Origin of the sequence: Sphingobium sp. OAS761, from assembly GCF_024168485.1 — a bacterium.
Lineage (GTDB): Bacteria > Pseudomonadota > Alphaproteobacteria > Sphingomonadales > Sphingomonadaceae > Sphingobium.
Genome location: NZ_JALJVY010000004.1, coordinates 151,794 through 175,336, shown reverse-complemented (window position 1 = coordinate 175,336; position 23,543 = coordinate 151,794). Strand labels below are relative to the sequence as shown.

General features: G+C 64.4%; 21 protein-coding genes and 1 tRNA gene. 9 read left to right on the top strand and 13 right to left on the bottom strand.

Annotated elements, in window-relative coordinates; genetic code table 11:
* Window positions 1–3: 3 nt before the first annotated feature.
* Together J3E64_RS07055 and J3E64_RS07050 are read right to left on the bottom strand one after the other, a co-directional pair.
* A complete protein-coding gene (locus tag J3E64_RS07055) occupies window positions 4–795 on the bottom strand; it encodes a response regulator transcription factor (protein WP_253341401.1) in 792 nt (263 codons plus the stop codon).
* 12 nt (window positions 796–807) lie between these two features.
* The gene (locus tag J3E64_RS07050; RefSeq protein WP_253341399.1) at window positions 808–2,559 is read right to left on the bottom strand and encodes a methanol/ethanol family PQQ-dependent dehydrogenase; all 1,752 of its coding nucleotides are present in this window, start codon (window positions 2,557–2,559) and stop codon (window positions 808–810) included.
* A 476-nt stretch (window positions 2,560–3,035) separates the two neighbouring features.
* Between J3E64_RS07050 and J3E64_RS07045 the strand changes: the two genes are divergently transcribed.
* On the top strand, window positions 3,036–3,896 hold the full coding sequence (locus J3E64_RS07045; RefSeq protein WP_253341397.1) for a hypothetical protein: 861 nt from the start codon (window positions 3,036–3,038) through the stop codon (window positions 3,894–3,896).
* Window positions 3,897–4,000: 104 nt separating this feature from the next.
* On the opposite strand, the gene J3E64_RS07040 is transcribed toward J3E64_RS07045, so the two are convergent.
* Together J3E64_RS07040 and pedF are read right to left on the bottom strand one after the other, a co-directional pair.
* On the bottom strand, window positions 4,001–4,819 hold the full coding sequence (locus J3E64_RS07040; RefSeq protein ID WP_253341719.1) for an ABC transporter substrate-binding protein: 819 nt from the start codon (window positions 4,817–4,819) through the stop codon (window positions 4,001–4,003).
* Window positions 4,820–4,863: 44 nt separating this feature from the next.
* Entirely contained in the window at window positions 4,864–5,289 is a 426-nt protein-coding gene (gene pedF / locus J3E64_RS07035) for a cytochrome c-550 PedF (RefSeq protein WP_253341395.1), read from the bottom strand.
* A gap of 149 nt (window positions 5,290–5,438) precedes the next feature.
* Here pedF and J3E64_RS07030 point away from each other — a divergent pair, with 149 nt between their 5' ends.
* From J3E64_RS07030 to J3E64_RS07015, 4 genes are all read left to right on the top strand, one after another.
* A complete protein-coding gene (locus J3E64_RS07030) occupies window positions 5,439–6,395 on the top strand; it encodes a PQQ-dependent catabolism-associated beta-propeller protein (protein WP_253341389.1) in 957 nt (318 codons plus the stop codon).
* A 119-nt stretch (window positions 6,396–6,514) separates the two neighbouring features.
* Window positions 6,515–7,900, top strand: a complete 1,386-nt coding sequence (locus J3E64_RS07025; RefSeq protein WP_253341388.1) for a porin — start codon at window positions 6,515–6,517, stop codon at window positions 7,898–7,900.
* Between the two features lie 107 nt (window positions 7,901–8,007).
* Complete coding sequence (locus J3E64_RS07020; protein ID WP_253341387.1) at window positions 8,008–10,029, top strand: TonB-dependent siderophore receptor; 2,022 nt, start codon at window positions 8,008–8,010, stop codon at window positions 10,027–10,029.
* A gap of 78 nt (window positions 10,030–10,107) precedes the next feature.
* On the top strand, window positions 10,108–12,399 hold the full coding sequence (locus J3E64_RS07015) for a TonB-dependent receptor (RefSeq protein ID WP_253341716.1): 2,292 nt from the start codon (window positions 10,108–10,110) through the stop codon (window positions 12,397–12,399).
* Between the two features lie 44 nt (window positions 12,400–12,443).
* Here the strand turns inward: J3E64_RS07015 and J3E64_RS07010 are convergent, their stop codons facing one another.
* The gene (locus J3E64_RS07010; RefSeq protein ID WP_253341386.1) at window positions 12,444–13,388 is read right to left on the bottom strand and encodes a quinoprotein relay system zinc metallohydrolase 1; all 945 of its coding nucleotides are present in this window, start codon (window positions 13,386–13,388) and stop codon (window positions 12,444–12,446) included.
* Window positions 13,385–14,143, bottom strand: a complete 759-nt coding sequence (locus tag J3E64_RS07005; protein ID WP_253341714.1) for a quinoprotein dehydrogenase-associated SoxYZ-like carrier — start codon at window positions 14,141–14,143, stop codon at window positions 13,385–13,387. The genes J3E64_RS07010 and J3E64_RS07005 overlap by 4 nt, the downstream gene beginning before the upstream one ends.
* Window positions 14,144–14,267: 124 nt before the next feature.
* On the opposite strand from J3E64_RS07005, the gene J3E64_RS07000 reads away from it, so the two are divergent.
* The gene (locus J3E64_RS07000; RefSeq protein WP_253341385.1) at window positions 14,268–14,810 is read left to right on the top strand and encodes a rhodanese-like domain-containing protein; all 543 of its coding nucleotides are present in this window, start codon (window positions 14,268–14,270) and stop codon (window positions 14,808–14,810) included.
* Between the two features lie 163 nt (window positions 14,811–14,973).
* Window positions 14,974–15,390 (top strand): pseudoazurin, encoded by a 417-nt coding sequence (locus J3E64_RS06995; RefSeq protein WP_253341712.1) that lies wholly within the window; start codon window positions 14,974–14,976, stop codon window positions 15,388–15,390.
* 323 nt (window positions 15,391–15,713) lie between these two features.
* On the opposite strand, the gene J3E64_RS06990 is transcribed toward J3E64_RS06995, so the two are convergent.
* The 3 genes from J3E64_RS06990 to J3E64_RS06980 all read right to left on the bottom strand — a co-directional run bounded on the left by J3E64_RS06990 (window position 15,714) and on the right by J3E64_RS06980 (window position 17,773).
* Window positions 15,714–15,790: transfer RNA gene (locus J3E64_RS06990), tRNA-Pro, on the bottom strand.
* 251 nt (window positions 15,791–16,041) lie between these two features.
* Entirely contained in the window at window positions 16,042–16,242 is a 201-nt protein-coding gene (locus tag J3E64_RS06985; protein ID WP_253341384.1) for a hypothetical protein, read from the bottom strand.
* Window positions 16,243–16,399: 157 nt separating this feature from the next.
* Complete coding sequence (locus J3E64_RS06980) at window positions 16,400–17,773, bottom strand: M28 family peptidase (protein ID WP_253341383.1); 1,374 nt, start codon at window positions 17,771–17,773, stop codon at window positions 16,400–16,402.
* A 97-nt stretch (window positions 17,774–17,870) separates the two neighbouring features.
* Here J3E64_RS06980 and ettA point away from each other — a divergent pair, with 97 nt between their 5' ends.
* Window positions 17,871–19,556: an energy-dependent translational throttle protein EttA gene (gene ettA / locus J3E64_RS06975; RefSeq protein WP_253341382.1), complete on the top strand. Its 1,686-nt coding sequence runs from the start codon at window positions 17,871–17,873 to the stop codon at window positions 19,554–19,556.
* A gap of 164 nt (window positions 19,557–19,720) precedes the next feature.
* On the opposite strand, the gene J3E64_RS06970 is transcribed toward ettA, so the two are convergent.
* The 4 genes from J3E64_RS06970 to J3E64_RS06955 form a co-directional block, all read right to left on the bottom strand.
* Window positions 19,721–20,755, bottom strand: coding sequence for a cytochrome-c peroxidase (locus tag J3E64_RS06970; protein ID WP_253341710.1), 1,035 nt, complete (start codon window positions 20,753–20,755; stop codon window positions 19,721–19,723).
* 99 nt (window positions 20,756–20,854) lie between these two features.
* Window positions 20,855–21,136 carry an acylphosphatase gene (locus tag J3E64_RS06965; RefSeq protein WP_253341381.1) on the bottom strand — a complete coding sequence of 94 codons (282 nt, stop codon included), beginning with the start codon at window positions 21,134–21,136 and terminating at the stop codon, window positions 20,855–20,857.
* Complete coding sequence (locus J3E64_RS06960; RefSeq protein ID WP_253341380.1) at window positions 21,136–21,876, bottom strand: NYN domain-containing protein; 741 nt, start codon at window positions 21,874–21,876, stop codon at window positions 21,136–21,138. Before J3E64_RS06960 ends, J3E64_RS06965 begins: the two co-directional genes overlap by 1 nt.
* Window positions 21,876–22,529 carry a carbonic anhydrase gene (locus tag J3E64_RS06955; RefSeq protein ID WP_253341378.1) on the bottom strand — a complete coding sequence of 218 codons (654 nt, stop codon included), beginning with the start codon at window positions 22,527–22,529 and terminating at the stop codon, window positions 21,876–21,878. Before J3E64_RS06955 ends, J3E64_RS06960 begins: the two co-directional genes overlap by 1 nt.
* Before the next feature lie 7 nt (window positions 22,530–22,536).
* Between J3E64_RS06955 and lipA the strand changes: the two genes are divergently transcribed.
* Window positions 22,537–23,538 (top strand): lipoyl synthase, encoded by a 1,002-nt coding sequence (gene lipA / locus J3E64_RS06950; protein ID WP_253341708.1) that lies wholly within the window; start codon window positions 22,537–22,539, stop codon window positions 23,536–23,538.
* Window positions 23,539–23,543 lie beyond the last annotated feature (5 nt).

Genomic DNA, 23,543 nt, shown 5'->3' with positions numbered 1-23,543 from the left:
GGCTTATTCGTCGTCCGCCGTGAACCTCACGCGGTTGGCCTTGATCACCGCCTGCGTGCGGCTGAAGACGCCGAGTTTCTGCAGGATTGCGGAGACATGCGCCTTGATGGTGGTCATCGAGACACCCAGATCGTGGGCGATCTGCTTGTTGAGGCGGCCGCGTACCAGATGGGCCAGGACGGTGCGCTGCTGCGGCGTCAGGCTGTCGATGCGACGGACGATATCCTCCTCCTCGACCGAGGGCGTGGCGGCGTCGCCCATTGTTTCGGGCAGGTAGATTTCACCCGCGACGATGCGATGCAGTGCATCGACGATCCCGCTGCGTTTCAAGGATTTTGGAATGAAGCCGGCCGCCCCGGCGGCCAGCGCCTCCTGCACGATCGGGCGGTCGAACGCGCCCGAGACCATGACGACCGGCAGGATCGGGAAGCGGGCGCGCAGCAGTTTCAGGCCGTCCAGCCGACGAACGTCGGGAATGTTGAGATCGAGCAGGATGAGGTCGAAATTATCCTGCTTCTCCAGCAGCCCGATCGCTTCCTCCAGGCTCGCGGCCTCGAAGATTTCGCAACTGTCGAAGCTGATCGCGATGACGCTGCGCAACCCGTCGCGGACCAGCGGATGGTCGTCGATGATGAGCACCCGCTCCATGATCGCGTCCGCGCCGATATCGTGATTCATTCCTCGCCCCCGTGCAGCATGATCGTGCAAGCCATGGGACGAGGCAAGCTGCATCATCGCACCCCGCGGAATGGCCGGATTGGTCTGCCCATAATTGCCCCGTCCCATGACGATCATCGCTCTCGTTCCTTATTTCGGCAGCTTGAACACCCAGAGCGCGCCGCCCTGGTTTATGTCCTTGAAAGTCTTGGCCACCTCGCCGCCCCACAGCGGCACCGCGCCGCCCCAGCCGGACATCACCGCCACATATTGCTCGCCATCCTGTTCCCAGGTGACGGGCGAGCCAACCACGCCGGAGCCGGTCTGGAACTTCCACAGTTCCTGCCCGGTCCTGGCGTCGAAAGCCTTGAGATAGCCTTCGGGCGTGCCGGTGAAGACCAGGTTGCCGGCGGTCGTCAGCACCCCGCCCCACAGCGGTGCCTTGTTCTTATATTCCCACAGGATCTTGCCGGTTTTCGGGTCCATGGCGCGCAGCGCGCCGATATGGTCGTCGGCGATCGGCTTGATGGTGAATCCCGCGCCCAGATAGGCCGCGCCCTTCTTGTAGGCGATCGGCTCGTTCCAGATGTCCATGCCCCAGTCGTTCGACGGGATGTAGAACAGGCCGGTATCCTGGCTGTAGGCCATCGGCATCCAGTTCTTGCCGCCGAGGAAAGAGGGGCTGGCGAAGACCGACGTGCCCTTGGCGGTCGTCGGCGCCCCCGGGCGGTTGGCGTCGATATAGTTGGGGCGGCCGGTCTTGAGGTTGATGCCGTTCGCCCATGTCGTCTGCATGACGAATTTCGACGCGCTGACCAGCTTGCCGTTGGTGCGGTCCAGCACGTAGAAATAGCCGTTGCGGTCCGCCTTCGCGCCCAGCTTCATCGGCTTCCCGTTGATCGTGGCGTCGAACGGGATGAATTCGTTCACGCCGTCGAAGTCCCAGCCGTCATGCGGCGTGGTCTGGTAATGCCATTTGATGACGCCGGTGTCCGGGTCGATGGCGAGCGTGGACGAGGTGTAGAGATTGTCGCCGGGGCGCAGGTGGCTGTTCCACGGCGCGGGGTTGCCGGTGCCGAAGAAGAGGAGGTTGGTTTCCGGATCATAGGTGCCGCCGAGCCAGGTCGCGCCGCCGCCGGTCTTCCAAAGGTCGCCCGGCCAACTGGCATTGGTCTTTCCGGTGATGCCGTTATCCTTGCCGTTGAGGGTGCCCATATTGCCCTCGATCGTCGGGCGCCGCCATATCAGCTCCCCGGTGTTGACGTCGCGCGCCTCGACCGCTCCGGTAATGCCGAATTCGCCGCCGGAGTTGCCGTAGATCACCTTACCCTTCACCACCATGGGTGCGGCGGTAGCGGAATAGCCGGCCTGATAATCGGCGATCTGCTTGTTCCAGACGACCTTGCCGGTGTGGCGGTTGAGCGCCACCATATGCGCGTCCAGGGTCGCGAAGAGGATCTTGTCGCCGTAGATCGCCGCGCCGCGATTGACGACGTCGCAGCATGGCATGATCGCGTCGGGCAGGCGGGCGTCATATTCCCACTTTTCCTCGCCGGTGCGCGCGTCGAAGGCGAAGAGGCGCGAATAGCTGCCGGTGACGTAGATGGTGCCGTCATAGACGATCGGCTGCGATTCCTGGCCGCGCTGCTTCTCGCCGCCGAGCGAGGCGGCGAAGGCCGGGACCAGCTTCGACACGTTGGAGGCGTCGATCTGCTTCAATTGGCTGAACCGCTGCGCCTGCGGACCCATGCCATAGGTCAGCACGTCGCCGGGCGAGCTGGCGTCGGCCATCAGGTCGGCGTCGGTCGGGCCGGTAGCATTCTGCGCCAGCAGCGGCGCCCCCGCCGCGACGAGCGAAAGCGCGGCAGCCCCGCAGAGCGAACGCATGAAACGTCCCTTCATCTATCATCCTCCCATATTCGGGGCGCTGCACAGCGTCCCCCTGCGGATACGAACCCTATTCCCGCAGGCGGGGGCGGCAATTGGACCTTGGGTCGGGGCGGTGGCGGGGCGAGTTGTCGGGACCGCGCGCAGGCGACGGCGAGGCCACAGGGCGAAGTTCACACCGTCGTCGGGCGAATCCGGGCAAAAGATACAGGGATGAGACAGGTTTGCCGCAGCGGCGCGCCGCGGACGCGACAATAGCGCTACGGTTAGGTCACGGCGGCGCATCGCCAACGCGACGGGGGCGCGGCGGGGAGGGGGCATGGGGGTCGAGGCGTCGGGCTGTCCCATCGCCCAGGGTGAAGCAGATCAAATCCTATTGGGACAGAGGATTTTTGGGTGGGAAGCGGAATGACCGATTTTGGGCCGCACCTCCTGCAAAGCAGAAGTCGGGCTACTGGCGACGCGGGCTGATCCACGTTAGACCTACTGCTATGTCTGTTCCCGTCTATCACCCTTACACGACCAAGTTCGATATTGAGATCGATGCCAATCATCTTGATCAGGTTCTTGGTCCATTAACGACCACGAATGCCAAGGCCGTGGCTGATGCTTGGGACGTAGTTCAGACGGGTCTCCTTGCTTGGAGAACAGAGCTTCATCTAATGGCCGCCGACGCTGATGTCCGTATCAAAAGCCAGTTGAGCAAAGATCAACTTACCGGCACAGTGGTCACGCTCTTATTCGATCAGTCAGGATCGATGAGAGGCCAGAAAATGCTATTTTCGGCCGCAACCGCAGACATCATTCAAGAGTTCCTGATTACCCTTGGTATTTCGTGCGAAGTGCTGGGATTTACCACTTCGCGCTGGAAGGGCGGTCGCTCCCGCAAACGTTGGAAATGGCGCTTTCGGCCTCGCAACCCTGGGCGTTTGAATGACCTGTTGCACATCATATATCGTAGCGCCACGGACAACCGTGCTAGCACAGGCGGGTGGGTTTACAGGCAAATGCTGCGTCATGATCTGACGAAGGAAAATATTGACGGTGAAGCAATCCAGTGGGCGGCCAGTCGCCTCATCGACCATCCAGCAAATCGTAAGATATTGATCGTCCTATCTGACGGAGCGCCAGTGGATGACTCTACGATCTTAGAAAACGGGCCGACGTATCTGGCCGATCATCTGTATGACGTGGTTAGACATATTATATCAGACTCTAAAATATCCATCGCGTCATTAGGGATTGGTTTTCGACCGCATGATTTTTACCCCCAATCAAGCTACGTCGAATCTCCAAAAGATATGGGAAATGCGCTGGTCGTCCTTTTGGAGAGCATATTGACGAGGAGCTAAAACGAGTCTGCTTTTCGGCGACGTTAAACTCCCTTCAAACGGTAAAAGCTGGTCGATAGCCGAATTGGCTGGCCACACGACTGAGTATAAATAGCCGCGTTCGCCTACCCCGCCGACGCCTTCACATAGGTCACGCCATGCGCTGCGAACAGCGCGGCCAGTTCGCCGGATGTGGCGGCGTCCGCCATGATCGTTTCCACCGCGTCGCCGAGCGTGCGGCTGTTTTCCTTGACCGCCATGCCGATGTCCCAGCCAGACGAGGCGAAGGCGGGCAGGGGCATCTTGCGGCGGTCGATGTCGGCGGCGGCCCGGTCATGCAGCACTGCCTCGATCTGGGCGCGGCTGGCGAGGACGCCGGCGGCCTTGCCGTCCAGCATGGCGGTGACCGCCTGCGCGCCGGTCGGATAATGGGTGACATCCCTGGCCAAGGCTCCGCCGGACAAACCGATGAGGTAGAAATCGGGGATGGAGTCCAGTTCGGCCGCGAGCTTCCGGCCCGTCCATTGGACCGGCGGCGCATCGCAATCGATTTCGTCGCGCTTCCCCGCGAACTGAAAGCTCTCGCGATAATAGGGTGCGACGAAGGCGCATCGGTCCACCCGCGCCATGAAGGCTCGGTCGAACGGCACATGCAGCATGATATCGGCGGGCATGAAGCCCAGCAGGCCGCCTTTCCACACCGCGTTGCGCAGATCGTCCTCCACGCCTTCGTCAGCGGTGATCTGCGCGATGTCCGCGCGCACGCCCAGCTTCTTCGCAAGCAATTGGGCGAGATCGACGTCGATCCCGATCAATTCACCTTTTTTCTCCCAGGACCAGGGCCGGTTGTCCTTATAGACTGCGACCCGAAGCACTCCCAGGTCCTTGACCTTGGCAAGAGGCGCGGCATCGGCCGGCGGCGACAGGAAGGATCCGGTCGCCATGGCGGCGGCGCCCTGGAGAAGCTCGCGACGGCTTAGCACCAGACTTACTCCTGATGCCTGGTTTCGAGCCAGGAGCGGATGGCCCAGCCGGCCTTTTGCCCCAGCACTTCGCCGAAGGGAGGCATATATACTTTCCCGTCATGGCTGGAACCGTGCCGGAAGCGTTCGGCGAACCACTGGTCGCCCGACTCGCCGGTTTCCAGATACCGGAGGTCTGGCGCGATGCCCCCTGACTCCGCATCCAGACCGTGGCAGCGGGCGCAATTCTGGCCATAAGCGGATTCGCCGATCGCGATCGCGGTAGCGTTGCCGCTATAGGGGTTTTTCTGCAGCCATTCGGTGCCGATGTCGGGCAGGGCGGAAGTATCGACCGCCTGCGGCGTGACATTGCCGTGCGCCAGGAGGCTGGTTGTGGTGGCGCCGCCGAAGATCGCCAAGGCGCCCAGCAGCAAGATGCGTCCCGAATTCATGAGCCTTCCAATCCTCACCCGTAGATTTTTCTGTCGGGGTCGAGTGTAGGGACGGGATCGCGCGCGCCCATTGGCCTTTGGTACTATCCCTTGGCCCGAGCCGCACGCCTAAGCCCCTGGGAGAAGAGGCGTGGGAGAGGACGAGCGCGATGAGGAACCTGGTTTTCGCGGGGCTGATGCTGTTGCCGGTTCCGGCGGGCGCGCAGACGCTCTATGTTTCCAACGAGCGCGGCAATACGGTGAGCGTCATCGACGCCGCGACGTTGCGGCCGATCGCGACCTGGCCCGTCGGCGGGCGGCCGCGCGGCATCACCTTGTCGAAGGACGGCCGATATATCTACCTTTGCGCCAGTGCCGATCATGCGGTGCAGGTGATCGAGCGGGCCACGGGCAAGATCGTCGCGGATCTGCCCTCGGGCGAAGATCCCGAACAATTCTTCCTGTCGCGCGACGGCAAGACACTTTTCGTCGCCAATGAGGATAATGCCGCGCTGACCGCGATCGACCTCGCCAGCAGGAGCGTCGCCTTCCAGGTCGATGTCGGCAAGGAGCCGGAGGGCGTCGCGCAGAGCCCCGACGGCCGATGGGTCGTCGTCACATCCGAGGACGAGAATGTCGTCAACTGGATCGACCTTTCGACCAAGGCGATGACTGATGCCACACCCGTCGATCTGCGGCCGCGTCATGTCGAGTTCACGGCCGACGGCAAGAATTTATGGGTCGCGGCGGAGACGGGCGGGACGGTGGAGATCATCGAAGTCGCGACCCGCAAGGTCGTCGACACCCTGCATTTCGATATCCCCGGCGTCGCCGCCTATCGCATCCTGCCATGCGGCATCCGCTTCACGCCCGACGGCAAGACGGCGGTGGTCGCTCTGGGGCGGGCCGATCATGTCGCGCTGATCGACGTCGAGACGCGCAAGGTGCGGGCTTATGTCGCGACGGGCAAGCGGGTCTGGCATGTCGCGATCAACGCCGATGGCACCAGAGCCTATAGCGCCAATGGCCTGTCGAACGATGTTTCCGTGATCGATCTGGCCGGCGCCAGAGTGATCGACACGGTGCCGGTGGGAAGCGCGCCCTGGGGAATCGTGGCCGCGCCCTGAACGGCGCAGAGGGTATTACGCCGTTGGAACGAGAACCTTAGTCCAATTTCGCACCTCTTCACGGCACAGCAGTGTCTCGTCCGCGCCGGCACGACCGGCAGCAACAACGGGAGGATGTTATGGGACGAAAGGGGCTCCTGGGGAGCGCCGCATGCGCGCTGGCCCTGTTTGCGAGCGCGACGCCGGCGGTGGCGGGGACGACCGCCGACCTGCTGAAACGGCTGCATGAAAAGGGCATCCTCTCCGACGAGGAATATGCGCAGCTGTTGAAGGGAGACAGCGAGGAGAAGGCGGCCGCGCCCGCCGTGGCCGACGGCGCTTCAGGCGGCGGCAAGCCGGCGGTGCGCGTGGCCGACAGCGGCGTGGGGCTGGAAGTGGGCGACGTGACGCTGAAATTCTCCGGTTCCGTCAACGGATTCTACGTGCATGACAATGGCGAGGCGCCCAGCGCAAACAATGCGGTCACCGGCGGCGTGGCGACCGTGGGCGGCAACAGCTCGGCGATCCGCAACGGCCTTCTGCCCGGCTTCCTGAAGGTCGAAGTCACGACCCGCCAGGCAGGGTGGGATGTCGGCGCGCATTTCGGCATGTATCCGGGCATCAACTCGGTCAGCTATGTCGGTGGCGGGGCGAACAGCGGCGGCAATCCGCGCGCGCTGCAGACCAGCGGCATCGACTTTCGCCAGACCTATCTGACCTTCGGCCGGGCCGGGTTCGGCGAGGTCAAGATCGGCCGCGACATCGGCTTGTTCGGCTCGGAAGGAATATTGAACGACATCACCCTGCTGTCGTCGGGCACGCCGGCGGGCAATGTGGCGCCGTCCAACACGACGCTGGGCCGGATCGGCATCGGCTACATCTACACCGACTTCCAGCCCCAGATCACCTATACAACGCCGTCTTTCAGCGGCTTCACCGCGAGCGTAGGGATTTTCGAGCCCTTGTCGTCGCTGACGGGGCCGAGCGAGTCCAACAAGCAGCCCGGCTTCCAGGCGAAGCTCGTCTACGACGGCAAGTTCGGCGACGTATCGACGCGCATCTGGGCGTCGGGCATCACCCAGAAGCATAATGTCGATGCCGGACCCGACTATACAGGCTGGGGCTGGGATGCGGGTGCGAAGGTCGGATTCGGGCCGGTCAGCCTTGTCGGCTATTATTATGACGCGTCAGGCCTGGGCACGACCGCGCTCAACCTGTTCGATACCGATGGGCTGGGTAACAAGCGCGACAGCCACGGCTTCTATGTCCAGGGCTTGGCCACATTCGGCAAGATTTCGGTGGGTGCGAGCTATGGCGAGAGCCGGCTGGATTACGCCAACGCCGCCGATGCGCTCGCCAATCCGACACTGGTCGACAGGAATGCCAGCTGGGTCGGGCAGCTGCGCTATGGCCTGACCAGCTGGGTCACGTTGCTGGGCGAATATGTCCATACCACGTCCCGGGCGCATAACGGCAACGACGCCGGCAGCGACGCGCTGGCGGCGGGGGCGATCCTGTTCTTCTGATCCGACCGAAGGACCAATGTCACGGGGCAGGGCTGCATTCTAATCGGGATGCGGCCCTTTCCGTCTTGGCAAAGAGAGAGAAGGGGGGAGAGGATAAGGGACGCATCATGAAGATTCTGCTGCCGTTCGTTCTGTTGGTCGCGCCGGCGGCCGCCGTTGCGGAAACACCCGATCAGGCGCCCGATGAGGCCGGCGAAGGCGCGGCGATTATCGTCACCGGGACGGGGCTGGCGCTGCCGCCGGGGACGCCGGCCTATGGATCGGTGATGATCGACCGGCAAAGGCTGCTCGACAGCGCATCGGGACGGATCGAGAATGTGCTGGGCGATGTCGCGGGCTTCCAGCAGTTCCGCCGGTCGGACAGCCGCTCGTCCAACCCCTCCAATCAAGGTGCGACCCTGCGGGCGCTGGGCGGCAATGCGTCGAGCCGGACGCTGGTGCTGCTCGACGGCGTGCCGGTGGCCGATCCCTTTTTCGGCTATATCCCCTTTTCCGCGCTGGTCCCCGACCGTCTGTCCGTTGTGCGGGTGACGCGCGGCGGGGGCGCGGGGGCGTTCGGCGCAGGCGCGGTGGCGGGGACGATCGAACTGGCCAGCGCGACACGCGATCAGTTGCCGGGCTTTTCGGCGAGTGCCTACCATGGCAGCAGGGACGCGACCGAACTGTCAGCCAGCGTGACGCCCGATCTGGCCGGCGGCTATGTATCGCTGTCAGGCCGGTGGGATCGGGGCGACGGGTTCCAGACCACGCCCAGCGACCAGCGCGTCGCCGCCACCGTGCCAGCCGCCTATGACGGCTGGTCGACCAATTTGCGCGTGGTCGCGCCGGTCACCGCCACCGCGGAAATCCAGTTTCGCGGCACGATCTTTCACGATGAACGAACGCTGCGCTTCCGGGGCGGGGATTCGATGAGCGAAGGGCAGGACGCCAGCGTTCGCTTCGTGTCGCGCGGCCGGTGGCAGGTGGATGCGCTCGCCTATATTCAGGCGCGCAACTTCTCCAACACCGTGATCTCCGCCTCGGCCTTCCGCAAGTCGCTAGACCAGAGAAACACGCCGTCCACCGGCATCGGCGGCAAGATCGAGCTGCGACCGCCGGTGGGGGAGAGCCATGTGCTGCGGATCGGCGCGGATACGCGCTTTGCCAGCGGCGACATGTATGAGGATGCCTATAACGCCAATATCCCGGCTAATCCGGTGACCTTCCGCCGTCATGCCGGGGGCCAGCAGGTGACGACCGGCCTTTTCGCCGAAGATGATTGGACGCTGGGGTCGCTGGTGCTGACCGGGGGGGCGCGGGCGGATCGCTGGTCGATCAGCGACGGTTTTTACCGGCAGGTCAACGCCACCACCGGCGCCATGACGAACAGCGTCTATGCCGATCGGTCGGACTGGCAGTTTTCCGGCCGGGCGGGCGCGATCCTGCATGTGAATGAAGCGGTCGCGCTGCGCGGCGCGGCGTATTCCGGCTTCCGCCTGCCGACGCTGAACGAGTTATATCGGCCGTTCGTGGTCTTTCCCATCATGACCAGAGCCAATCCGAATCTGACGCCCGAGCGGCTGAAGGGCGTGGAAGCAGGGATCGACCTGACGCCCCTGTCCGGTGTCACCATTGGCGCGACCGCCTTCTACAACCGGCTGGACGATGCCATCGCCAACGTCACGGTCGCCGCCAATACGCGCGAGCGGCGGAATGTGAACCGCATCGTCGCCAAGGGACTGGAACTGACCGCCAGTGCGCGCGCAGGGGATTTCCTGCTCTCGGCGTCCTACGCCTATAGCCATAGCGAAGTGGATGCCCCCGGCATGGCGTTTGACGGGCTGCGGCCGGCGCAGACGCCGCGCCATGCGGCGAGCGCGACGGTCGCATGGGCGCCGGCGGCCGGCCCCTCGCTGTCCACCACATTGCGTTATGTGTCCAAACAATATGAGGATGACCTGCAGACCGATATTTTGCCGCACGCGCTGACACTGGACGCGGTGGCGCGGTTGCCGGTCGGCCATGGCGTGACGCTGACGGCGCGCGGCGAAAATCTGTTCGATGAAACGATCGTCACGCGCAGCGCCGGAGGATCGATGGACCTGGGCACGCCACGCACATTCTGGATCGGGGTCAGCGTCTCGCGCTGACCGAAGGTCCAATGGAGCGCGGCGGTTCGTCCCCATAGCCCTGTTCCCGAAGCATCGGGGGAGAGGGTCGTGAAGGGCATGGGTGCGCTGCTGGCGGGCACGGCGATGTTGTGGGCCGCGCAGGGGGAGGCACGGCAAGCGGACGAAGATGATGATGCGCGCCGCGCGATCGTCGTCACGGCGCCGGGCGGAGCGATCGATATCGACGACGCGCTGAGCCTGTCGAGCGCGGATATCGCGCGTGGCGGCACGCCCGATCTGCTGTCAGCGCTGACCCGCAGCTTCGCGGGCGTCTCACTACAGGATGCGCAGGGCAATCCGTGGCAGCCCAATCTGGTCTATCGCGGCTTCACCGCCTCGCCCTTGCAGGGGCAGGCGCAGGGGATCGCCGTCTATCTGGACGGGGCGCGCTTCAACCAGCCGTTCGGCGACACCGTCGCCTTCGACCTGCTGCCGGAGGCGGCGGTCGCGGACGTCAAGCTGCTGGACGCCAGTCCTGTCTACGGACTCAACGCGCTGGGCGGCGCGATGGTCGTCAGCACCAAGACCGGGCGGTCCGATCCGGGGCTGGAGGCGAGCTATACCGGGGGGCGCTTCGATTATCATGAGGCCAGCATCGCCGGCGGTTTCGCCAAGGGTGACTGGAACGCCTATGGCGCGTTCCAGTACAGCCATGACGGCGGTTGGCGGGCGCATTCGCCCTCGACCCTTTATAATGGCTATCTGGATGTCGGCTTCGACGCGGCGAGCGGCGGCCTGCATCTGAAGCTGATCGGCGCGGACACGGACCTCACCGGCAATGGCGTGGCGCCGGTGGAGCTGATGAGGGCGAACCGCAGCGCCGTCTTCACCTGGCCGGACAATAGCAAGGCGAAATATGCGCGCGTAAGCCTGCATCCCTGGGTCCGGCTGACCGACCCTACGCGGATCGAGGGGACGCTCTATGCGCAGCGATTGACGCTGCGGACGATCAATGGCGATGCGGCCGATATCGAGGCATGTAATGACGGATCGGGCGTGCTTTGCCTGACCGCCGTTGGCGACGATGCGGCGCAATCGATCCTGACCGATGCCGGTAACAGCGCCATTGCCGATATGCTGGATGGCGGCCATTACGGTGTCCTGAATCGGGGGCGCACCCGCACTGACGCGATGGGTGCGCTGTTCCAGATCATCGATGAGCGACCGCTGCCGGCGGGCGACAATCATCTCGCGCTGGGCATGAGCTATGACAATAGCCGGACGCGCTTCGGCACATCGGTCGAGCTGGGCGCGCTGACAGACGATCGCAGCGTGGACGGCCTCGGATCCTTCATCGTCCAATCCGACGGCGCGATAACGCCGGTCGGCCTCGTTGCCCGTGCCGATTATCTGGGGGTCTTCGTGCAGGACCGGCTGCCCATCGCGCCCGGCCTGTCGGCAGAGATCGGCCTGCGCTACAATCATGCGCGGATAGTGTTGCGGGACCAGATCGGCGCGGCGCTGAACGGGCGGCATGGCTATAACCGGCTCAATCCCGGCATCGAGCTGGACTATGTCGCGAGCGAGGGCCTGTCGCTGCGCGCTGGCTATGCGCAGAGCAATCGCGCGCCCACTCCGGCGGAACTCAGCTGCGCGGACGAGGATGCGCCGTGCAGCCTCACCAATTTCTTCATTGCCGACCCGGCGCTGAAGCAGGTTGTCGCGAAAAGCTGGGAACTGGGGGCGAGCGGCCAGGCCGAGGCCGGGGGGGCGCGCGTGCAATGGCTGTTGTCCGCATGGCGCACGCGCGATCGCGACGACATCCAATATGTCGCGTCCGCCGTTCGCGGCCGGGCCTATTTCCGCAATATCGGCAGCACACGGCGGCAGGGTGTGGAGGCGAGCGTCAAGGCGGTTCGCGGCGGCTTCACGGCGAGCCTGAGCTATGCCTTCACCGACGCGACCTATCGCGCGCCGCTGACGCTGTCCAGTCCGGCCAATCCCGACGCCGGGGATGAAGGCACGATCGCGGTGGCGCGCGGCGATCGCCTGCCGGGTATTCCCCGGCACAGCGCGACGCTGAGCCTGAACTATGCCGCAGGCGACTGGTCAGTCGGCGGCGACATTCTCGCGCGATCGGGCCAATATCTGGTCGGCGATGAAGGCAACGACAATGCCAAATTGCCGGGCTATTCAGTGGTCAATCTGCGCGCCAGCGTCCGGATCATCAGGGGCGTGAGCCTGTTCGGCGAGTTGCGCAACGCCTTCGACCGGCATTATGCGACCTTCGGCACGTTCAGCGACGTGGGCGAGGTCGCACTGGCGGAGGCACCCGACGCATCCGACCCGCGCGCGTACGGCCCGGGCAGTCCGCGCCGCTGGTATGTCGGCGTCAAGGCGGTGTTCTGACGGGCCGCCGAGGCGCCCTGCTTTCATCGGCTGGACCGGGGCGGTCAGTCCGGCATGTCGATGCGTGGGAGCAGTCGCGCCTCGATAACCGGATAGAGATGCGAGACGCTGCGCTGCAGTTCGTAGCGGGCGGCAGTCATTGTGGCGAAATGATCGGGGATCGGCAGTTCGCCGGCTTCGACCATATCGAGGCCTTCTGCCACGGCCTGCGTCAGCGCGCCGTCGAGCCAGTTTAGCCAGTCGCGCGTTTGGGCGATCGATGCTGTGCCGCCGGCGTCGAACGGGCCATGGCCGGGAACGAGGCCGCCATGCGGCAGCGTCCGCAGCCGGTCGAGGCTGGCGCGCCATCGCGGCAGATCTGCGGTCGGCGTGCTCGGCGCAGGGTCGTGAAAGACGAGGTCACCGCCGATCAGCAACCCGGACCGCTCGTCCAGGATCGCGAGGTCTGCGCCGCTGTGGCCCGAGAGAGCGAGCAGTTTCAGGGACCGGCCGCCGAAAAGCTCGGCATCGGTGGTGATCGGCTTGCCTGGCAGGACGACATCGGTGCCCCTCATCCAGTCATTGAGGATGCGGTACATGGCATCGGCATAGCCCTGGCCCGCCGCCCGCAACGCGTCGATCGTGCCCGGCAGGGCCGAGACGATGGCGGGGTCGAACGCCGCGGCGCCCAGGCCATGATCGGGATGGAGATGCGTCAGGTAGACGCGGATGACGGGCATGCCGGTCAGCTTTTCCGCGACGGCCTTCAATGCTCGGGCATAGCGGACGGAGGGGCCGCAATCGATGAGAACCGTGCCGGCCGGCGTCGCGATGATCGCGATGTTGGCGATGGCGCCGCCATTGGCCGGTTCGATCGGGCCGTCGGCGCCGCGGATCATCCAGACGCCGTCGGCGAGCGGGACCGGGAGGATCGCATAATCGGGCGCGGCGAGGGCGGCGACCGGCAGTGCGGCGACACCGGCGATCAGGGTGCGGCGTGAAAGGATCATCTGGGCGGCATCGGCGATTGCTTCGCCACGGCGACCTCGGCCCGATAGTCGCGCCCGTTCGTATCGCGGGCCTCCACGGTCAGGGTGTCGCCGGGAGCGGCCAGAGGCAGGATGGTGAAGGCGGGGTCTTCGGCGACGCTCGCCCAGATCTCCATGCTGGCGAGCGTCGCGCCGGCGGCATCCTTCACCGCCAGCGTCTCCAGATGATAGGTGGGGATATTGGCGACCAGGCCGGTATCCATCGGATGGCGGAAGCTGAGGCGCAGGCGGTTGCCGCCACCGGCGAGCGGCCAGGCTTCGCCCCGTATCTCGCCCAGATGCTGCGCCCAGTCGCCCTTCACCCGGCTGGCCGGCGGGGCCGAGCAGCCGCCGCCCGTCGCGTCTATCCAGCCGCCCGAGACGAGCCATTGTCCATCGGCCAACTGCACCGCGCCGCGCACCGGAGTGCGCTGGTCGAGCTTGATCCGCGTGGCGAGATAGGCGGCGGCCCGTTCGGGGCGGTAATCAATCGCCACGGGAATGGGGTTGAGATCCGCGAACAGGATCATGCGCGCGACGCCAGGGACGGCGCGGGCGTCGATCGAGACCGGGAAGACGCGCTGATCTTCGGCGATCGGCGGAAAATCGACCTTCACGCGGCGATCGAAGCGGACCGGATCGTCGCCGAACAGGGTTCGGGCATGGGCGGTCCACATCGGCGATCCCAGCGGATCGGCCGGAGGGCCGGCGCGCGCCTGGTCAGTCGAAGCGACCATCAGCGACAGCAGCAGCGCGGCGGACAGGCTTGTCCTTGCGATCACATCCTTCTCCCTAGGAATGGGATCTACCCGAGCGCGGCACCTGCTACCATTACACCTTGGGTCCGAGGGGGGAGAGGTCATGCGGACATGGATGCTTGCGTTGCTGTTGCCGGCGTCCCAAGCGCAGGCGGAAGAGCCGTTATTCAATGCGCAGGGCTATCGCGCCGCCCATTATCGCGGGCCAACGTTGCGGCCGCCCGGTGGGGTGACGCGGATCGCCCCGGCCGCTGCCGCGCAGTTGCAGCCAGATCGGGACGCGCTGTTTATCGACGTGATGCCCGCCGAGGGCGGGCGGCGCGATTCGGACGGGCGCTGGCGGCTGACGGCGGTGCGGGAGAGTATTCCCGGCGCGCACTGGTTTCCCGAGAGTGGGCGGGGTGAACCGGACCCGGAGATCGTTGCGGGTTTCTCGCGCGGCTTGGCGCGGCTGACGCGGGGGCGGCGAGGCAAGCCGCTCATCGTCTTTTGCCGTGCCGATTGCTGGATGAGCTGGAACGCCGCGAAGCGGCTGCGAGCCATGGGCTATGATACCGTCTGGTGGCTGGCGGAAGGAACAGACGGCTGGCGCGATCTGGGGTTGCCGCTCAGCGTCGCCATTCCCGAGGGCGGAATCGCACGCTGAGGATCTTGCTGCACCCGGATATGAATGAGGGGAGTAGGACCAATGGCCCATTGCGGGCTGTATCGGGAAAGCGGCATTTCCCTTCCTAATCCGGTGCCTGACGCCGCATTCAAACCATGTTCTGGAGAGTGACGTGAACCGCCCCTCGATCTTCGCCTCGCTGATGGCCGCTGGCCTGCTCGCCGCGCCGCTTCCTTGTGCCGCCAAGGAGATTATCGTCCATATGAAGAATCAAGGCGCGGAAGGCGCCATGGTGTTCGAGCCCGGATATGTGAAGGCGGCGGTCGGCGACACGATCCGCTTCATGCCGACCAACCCCAGCCACAATGCCGAGACGATTGCGACCATGCTGCCCACCGGCGCCACGCCGACCAAGGGCGCGATGAACCAGGAAATGAAGCTGACCGTGTCGAAGCCCGGCCTTTATGGCGTGAAGTGCATGCCGCACTATTCGATGGGTATGGTCGCACTGGTGCAGGTCGGCAAGATCAGCCCTGCCGATCTGGCCGCCGCCAAGGCGGTGAAGCTGCCGCCCTTCGCCGCCAAGCGCATGACCGCCTATCTCGCCAAGGTGAAATAAGCCCGATCGCCCCATCGGCAGCGCGCCGATCGGCGTGAACGGTTCGCGTTCCAGCATGTTGAGCATACGGTCCGAATGCGACCGGCTCCACATCGCCGACCGCTCCTGGTACCAGGCGCGGGCCACCGGTTCGACGGTGGTCTGTGTGGCGGCGAGGGACGCGGCCTTGCGCTGCTGCTTGTCGACGGCCGGATCGACGTCGCGGGCGAGCAGCCGCCGGGCCTAGTCCCGCACCGCCAAGCGATGCCCCTTGGATGACTCCCCGACACATGCACATGTATGACGATGAACGATAAGCCATGACAACCCCTGGAAAGGGGGTGTGGTCGGGGAGACAGGATTCGAACCTGCGACCCTCTGCTCCCAAAGCAGATGCGCTACCAGGCTGCGCTACTCCCCGAACGCTGCGGCCTTAGCGGGGATGCGCGCCGATCGTCAATGAAAGATCAGTGGAAGAAAAGCCACAGGAGCAGGATCACGGGGATCGGAACGCCCAGCAGCCACAATAAGATGCCCTTGCCCATCCTGTCCTCCTGATCGTCCGGCGGTAAAATCCCTGATCGGGACTGGGGTTCCGGCAATTGTGCGACAGGCATGAAAAAGGGCGAGCCGCATGGCGGCCCGCCCCCTGAAATCTCGCTTGTGCGAAGATTACATCGCGTTCGCAGCGTTCGCGGCGTTCTCCGCGACGTTCGCAGCGTTCATCGCGTTGTCCGATGCATTCATGGCGTTCTCGACGACGTTTTCGACGACGGCGTTCGAAGCGTTCGCGGTCTCGTTGGCCGGCTTCTCACCGCAAGCGGCGAGGGCCATCAGGCTGGCCGAAGCGAAAACAACAGCGATCTTCTTCATTGTGTACGGCTCCCATAGCATTATGCCGCGTCTGGCACGTTACGGATGTGGCCCTACGCGAGCGACCCGCATTAACCTGTGCGCTGCACAAATCAATGCTTTTCTGCGTCGGTGAAATGACCGAATCACGCGACAGGATGTTGTCTACTATAAAAGTTCAGTTATCGGCCAGACTTTCCTCGGCGTTGGCGGCGAGATGGAGCGTGACGGCCCACGCCGCGACATTCTGCCTGAGCTGGAGGGGATCGACCTTGTCGAGCGTGTCATCCGGGGTGTGATGGATGTCGAAATAGCGCGTACCGTCCTGCTGGAGGTCGATCACCGGGACGCCGGCCTTGACCAGCGGCGCGATGTCCGCGCCGCCACCGGCTTGCTGCGTGCTGGCGCCGACGCCCAGTGGTGCAAGGGCTTGCCCGATCCGGTCGGAGAGCATGCCATGGCCTTCGGGCAGTTTGAAGTCGACGCGCCAGACCCTGTCGGCGCCGAAATCGGATTCCATGGCGAGCGCGTGCCGTTCCGACCCATGTGCCTTGAAATAGGCGCGGGCGCCATCGCCGCCCACTTCCTCCGCACCCGCCATCAGCACGCGAATTGTCCGCCGGGGCTGCCCGGCCTTCGCGGCCTGCAAAGCGGCGGCCGCGACGATGCCGCATCCCGTGGCGTCGTCAATCGCCCCTGTGCCCTGGTCCCAGCTATCCAGATGGCACGCCGCGACGATGATCCCCGCGGCCGGATCGGTGCCGGGAATCTCGGCAATCACGTTGCCGGACGGCTGGTCCTTCAACATCCGGGAGGTCAGCACCAGGTGCAGCTTGACCGGCTGTCCGCGATGCAGCACCCGGACAAGCTGTTCCGCGTCGGGCACGGTCAGCGCGCCGGCGGGGATCGGCCTGGCACCTTCGGCCCACATCTGCACACCCGTGTGCGGCACGCGGTGATTGTCGGTGCCGATCGACCGAATCAGGATGGCGATGGCGCCTTTCTTCGACGCGACGCTCGGCCCCTGTCTCCGAGCGGCCCCGAAATAGCCGTAGGACGAGCCGTCCTGCGTTGCCTTCATGCCATGGTCGACAAAGGCGATCTTGCCACGGACCTGATCTTCCGGCGCCGCCTCCAGCGCAGCGAGGCTGGAAAAATAGGCGACCTCGCCCTCGATGCCGCTCTCACCGGTAGACCCGCTGTTGCCAAGTGCCGCGACCACGAGGGCCTGGGGGAAAGGCGCCAGGATATTTGCCTGGTCGCGTCCGCGGACCCACACCGGCATGGTATAGGGTTCGGCGCGGACGTTCTTGAAGCCGAGCGCCGTCAGTCGCGCCACCGCCCAATCCCGCGCCCGTGCCTCCTGCGGCGTACCGGCGGGGCGCGGTCCGACCTCGGTCGTCAGTCCTTCGGCAAAATCCCATGCGACATCGTCCTGCAAAGCGGCGACCCGAATCGCGGCCTCGTCCGCTGGCGCGGCAACGGCGGGGGCAGGTGCCAGGGCGGCACCAAGGAGCAGGGCGGAAAGCATGGCTGAACGGATTTTCTGCATGGGTGACGGCTTAGCCCGGCATACCCCATTTGCCAATGCGTTCCGGCTTCGCTAACGCCGCCGGGACTTTCCTGACTACCTTCGGAGCCGAGCGACCATGTCCGCCTCATCCCAATATGCCTATGTCATGAAGAGCATGACCAAGAGCTTCCCCGGCGCGGCGAAGCCGGTGCTCAACCAGATCAACCTGCAATTCTATCGCGGTGCCAAGATCGGCATCGTCGGCCCGAACGGCGCGGGCAAGTCGACCCTGATGAAGATCATGGCCGGCATCGACACGGATTTCAGCGGTGAAGCCTGGCCGGGCGAGAACATCGCCGTTGGCTACCTGCCGCAGGAACCGCAGCTCGATCCGACCAAGACCGTCCTTGAAAACGTCAAGGACGGCGCGCGCGAGATGGCTGACAAGCTGGACCGCTTCAACGAAATCAGCATGATCATGGCCGATCCGCCGGAAGACGTCGATTTCGACGCGCTGATGGAGGAAATGGGCACGCTTCAGGAACAGATCGACGCTGCCGATGGCTGGACGCTCGACAACCAGCTGGAAATCGCGATGGAAGCGCTGCGCTGTCCGCCGTCGGACTGGTCGGTCGAAAATCTGTCGGGCGGTGAAAAGCGGCGTATCGCGCTGACCCGCCTGTTGATCCAGAAGCCGGACATCCTGCTGCTCGACGAACCGACCAACCATCTCGACGCCGAAAGCGTCACCTGGCTGGAAAGTCACCTCAAGGAATATGTCGGCGCGGTGCTGATGATCACCCACGACCGCTATTTCCTCGACAATGTAGTGGGCTGGATCCTCGAAATCGATCGCGGCAAATATTTCCCCTACGAAGGCAATTACTCCACCTATCTGGAGAAGAAGGCCAAGCGTCTGGAGCAGGAAGATCGCGAAGCGACCGGCCGGCAAAAGGCGATCAATGACGAGCTGGAATGGATCCGACAGGGCCCCAAGGGCCGCCAGACCAAGTCCAAGGCGCGTATCGCCAAGTTCGAGCAGTTGGTTCAGTCCCAGGAAAATCGCGCGCCAGGCAAGGCGCAGATCGTCATTCAGGTGCCGGAGCGTCTGGGCGGCAAGGTGATCGAAGCCAAGGGAATTTCCAAGGCCTATGGCGACAAGCTGCTGTTCGAGGACCTGTCCTTCATGCTGCCGCCCGGCGGCATCGTCGGCGTCATCGGCCCCAACGGCGCGGGTAAGTCGACCCTGTTTCGCCTCATAACGGGTCAGGAAACACCGGATTCGGGTGAAATCGACATCGGGTCGACGGTCCGCCTGGGCTATGTCGACCAGAGTCGCGACCATCTGGATGCGTCGAAGAACGTCTGGGAGGAAGTTTCGGACGGCCTCGATTACGTCAAGGTCAACGGCCACGACATGTCGACCCGGGCCTATGTGGGCGCCTTCAACTTCAAGGGGCAGGACCAGCAGAAGAATGTCGGCAAGCTGTCCGGCGGTGAGCGCAATCGCGTCCACATCGCCAAGATGCTGAAGCGCGGCGGCAACGTGCTGCTGCTCGACGAGCCGACCAACGACCTTGACGTCGAAACGCTGGCGGCTCTCGAAGAGGCGATCGAGAATTTCGCCGGTTGCGCCGTGGTCATCAGCCACGATCGCTTTTTCCTGGATCGTCTGGCGACGCACATCCTGGCGTTTGAAGGCGACAGCCATGTCGAATGGTTCGAAGGGAATTTCGAAGCCTATGAAGAGGACAAGCGTCGCCGGCTGGGCGACGCGGCCGACCGCCCGACACGCCTGGCATACAAGAAACTGACCCGCTGACGAAAAGAGGGGATACGCCCCTCGCTCAATCGGATTGCAAATTTTGCAATCAACGGCGATCTTTTCGCACTTGCGAAGGCAGCGTTGTCATAGCATATGGAAAGAGCCTTTCAGGCATCCTCTCCTATAAACTTTCAGGGCCGGTCCATGCGACCGGCCTTTTTTTATATCGCGACGGGGCAGGCGGCGGACGGTTTGGTCAAATGGCCGGCGGTCAGAAATGCGCGATCCGTCAGGCTGTCGAGAAAGGCGAGCAACGCATCCATGTCGATCCCTGGCAGATGACTCGCCGCGTGCCGCCTGATGGCTTCATCCAACGTCGACGCCTTGCCGTCATGCAGCCAGGGGCCGGTCACGGCGACGTTACGAAGCGATGGCGTCCGGAAACTATCGGGCGGCGGCACGAAACCGGGAGGCGGTGGCTTGCCGCCATAGCCGCTGCCGTCGGCCTCGCTCGGCGCGGCGGTGCCGACATAGTGGAGCTTTGCGTCGGTGAAATCCCGGCCCTGATGGCACTGCGCGCAACCGGCGGTCCGGAACTGTGCCAGCCCCCTGACCGCCATGGGTGACAGCGCGCTGCGATCGCCGCCGATGTACCTATCGGCCCGCGAATCGAAGCTGATCATCGTCCGCTGAAACGCGCCCAGCGCCATGGCGACCTTGCCCGCGCTCGCGTCCGCGCCATTTCTCGGGAAGGCCAGTGCGAAAAGTCGGCGGTAACAGGGATCGGCATTGATGCGGCGAACCAGTTCCGCTTCCCGTCCGTCCATGCCCATCTCGACGGGCGCCGTTCCGGTCATGGGAATGAGGGCCTGTTCCTCCAGGCTGGATATGCCGGCTTCCGTCCAGGTGAGCGCGGGGCGCCATGCGACATTGGCAAGGCCGGGCACGTTGCGAATGCCGATTTCGCCCGAAACCCCCATATGGGTCGTTTGCCCGTCGCTGAATCCGCGTGCCTGTTGATGACAGTCGGCGCAGGCCATGCTGCCGTCGCGGGACAGGGCGCGATCGTAGAACAAGCGGCGGCCCAGGGCGACCTTGACCGCGCTCATGGGATTGTCCGCGGGAACGGCTGGCGCCGAGACGGTGCCGGGCAGTCCCTGCCACCGCCAGGCGGGCAGGCCGGTTATCCCGACGGATGCGCCGAGCGCCAGAAGGCCGCCGGTCAAGCATGTGACGAAACGCAACGGCACAACCATGGTCACGATCCCCCCATTGTCCGTCCCCGCGTGTGATAACGGTGGAGCGTGACGAATCCGCAGGGGCTCGTCAAACGACTGCTCATCGCGCCAAGCGCGTCAGCCAGTGGGGTGCTTTTCGAAGCCGGTCAGTCCCGACGGCGCGATGTCATCGACATCGATCCGGTCGACCTGCGCAGCCGGCGGCCCTTGCCGCGCATGCACGAGGAAGGCGTCCACCGCCGCTGCATCGCCTTCCACATGCGCTTCCACGCTGCCATCGAGCCGGTTGCGGACCCAGCCGGACACATGGAGTGCGCGGGCGGTCTCTACCGTCCAGGCGCGGTACCATACGCCCTGCACGCGACCATGGATCATCAGATGGCGGGCGACGCGCGCCATTAGCGGATGCGCTTGATCCAGCTCTCGCCGTCGCGCGTCTCGACCTTGAAATAATCGAGCGTCCGGGCGAGGTCGGACAGTCTCTTGAATCCGTAGTTGCGCACGTCAAAGCTCGACCGGTTTCCGGCCAGGCGGCCGACATCCGCGAGCCGCGCGAAACCCTTCTCGTCCCGCTTCACCGATCCATAGGCGTCGATCAGCAAGGTCTTGAGTTCCGGTCCAACGGGCGTATCGGACTGTGGATCGGCCCCCGGGACGGCAGGTTCGTCCAGTGCCGCGCTCGACTTCTTCTGCGTCTTTTCCAACTGCTCCAAATCGATGAAGCGTGTGCAGGCATTCTGGAAGGCAAGCGGGGTCTTGGCCGATCCGAAGCCGTAGACGGGAATGCCATCCTGCCTGATGCGCGTGACAAGCGGCGTGAAATCGCTGTCGCTAGACATGAGGCCGAAGCCTGTGATCCGGCCCGTCGCCATCAGGTCCATGGCGTCGATGGTCATCTTCATGTCGGTAGCGTTCTTGCCCTTGGTCAGGTCGAACTGCTGCTGGGTCATGATCGCCTGTTCAACGGCGATCGCCTCCCACCGCTTGAGCGCGGGCTTCTTCCAGTTGCCATAGGCGCGGCGAATGTTGACAGTGCCGAATTCCGCCAGCACCGTCAGGACCGCGTCGAAATGGACGGCGGACACATTGTCCGCGTCGATCAGCAGCGCGACATTGCCGCTCTGCACTTCCGATGCCATCAGCCGGCGTCCAGCGCCGCCGGACCGAAGCTGCCCGTCGCCTCGTCCAGAATGTGCAGTTGCCCGTCCGCGATCGCAAAGAAACTGCCGATGAGCTTGAGTTCGCCTGCCTTTTCCTTGGCGCGAACGCAGGGGAAGGTGCGCAGATTGTCCAGGCTGACCCTCACTCCTTCCTGTTCCATCGCGCGTTCCGCGTCGCGGTCGCGGCGCTCGCCATATTCGGCCACGACCCGTTCGCGCGCGCTATCCAGCAATTCGATCCAGCTGTGAATGAAACCGCCTTCTCCCGGCGGCATGTCTTTCAGATCATGGCTCAGCGCGGCCTTGCACCCCCCGCATTTGCCGTGACCCATCACCACGATTTCACCGACCTTGAGGACCTGCACAGCAAACTCGAGCGCGGCAGAGACGCCATGACGGCCCGGTGTCGTTTCGAACGGCGGGACCAGCGCAGCGACGTTGCGCACCACGAAGATCTCGCCCGGGCTGGTGTCGAATATCTGTGCCGGGTCGACTCTGCTGTCGGAACAGGCGATCACCATCACCCGCGGGCTCTGCCCTTCATTGAGTTCGTCCCAGCGCTCGCGCTGCTGGCTCCATCCGGTGCTGCGGAATCGGCGATAGCCTTCGATCATGTCGGCAAAGTCGGTCATGCGGGCGATGTGCCGCACAAAGTCGGGGCTGGCAAGAGCGGTCGCGCATCGCTATCTGGAGGCCATGAACGAGATTACTCCCATCGCTGCACCGGCACCGCGTCCCGAACGTGTCCGCAAGCCCGACTGGATCCGCGTGAAGGCGCCGACCAGCAAGGGATATAATGAGACCCGGCAACTGATGCGCGACAAGGGGCTGGCCACGGTATGCGAAGAGGCCGCCTGCCCGAATATCGGGGAATGCTGGACCAAAAAGCACGCCACGGTGATGATCCTGGGGGATGTGTGCACCCGCGCGTGCGCCTTCTGCAACGTGAAGACGGGAATGCCGCGCCGGGTCGATCCCGCGGAGCCGCAGAATCTGGCCGATGCGTGCGCCGAGATGGGGCTGGAGCATATCGTCATCACGTCGGTCGACCGCGACGACCTGCCCGATGGCGGCGCATCACAATTCGTGAAGGTCATAGAGGCGTTGCGCCGGACCACGCCCAACACCACGATCGAGATTCTGACGCCCGATTTCCGCAACAAGCATGAGCGCGCGGTGGAGATGATCGTCGCGGCTCGACCGGACGTCTACAACCACAATCTCGAAACCGTGCCACGCCTTTACCCGACCATCCGACCGGGCGCCCGCTATTATGCTTCGCTCCGCCTGCTGGAGTCGGTGAAGCGGCTCGATCCGTCCATCTTCACCAAGTCGGGCATTATGCTGGGCCTGGGTGAGGAGCGGTTGGAGGTGCACCAGGTCATGGATGACATGCGGTCGGCCGACATCGATTTCCTGACCATGGGGCAATATCTTCAACCGACGCCCAAACATGCGAAGGTGATCGAGTTCGTGACGCCGGCGGCGTTCAATGCCTATGCGGCCATCGCGCGGGCGAAGGGCTTCCTTCAGGTCGCCTCCAGCCCACTGACGCGCTCAAGCTATCATGCCGGGCAGGATTTCGCCGAAATGCGCGCGGCGCGAGAGGCTCAGCTTGCCAAGGCAGCGGCAAAGGGCTGATCCGA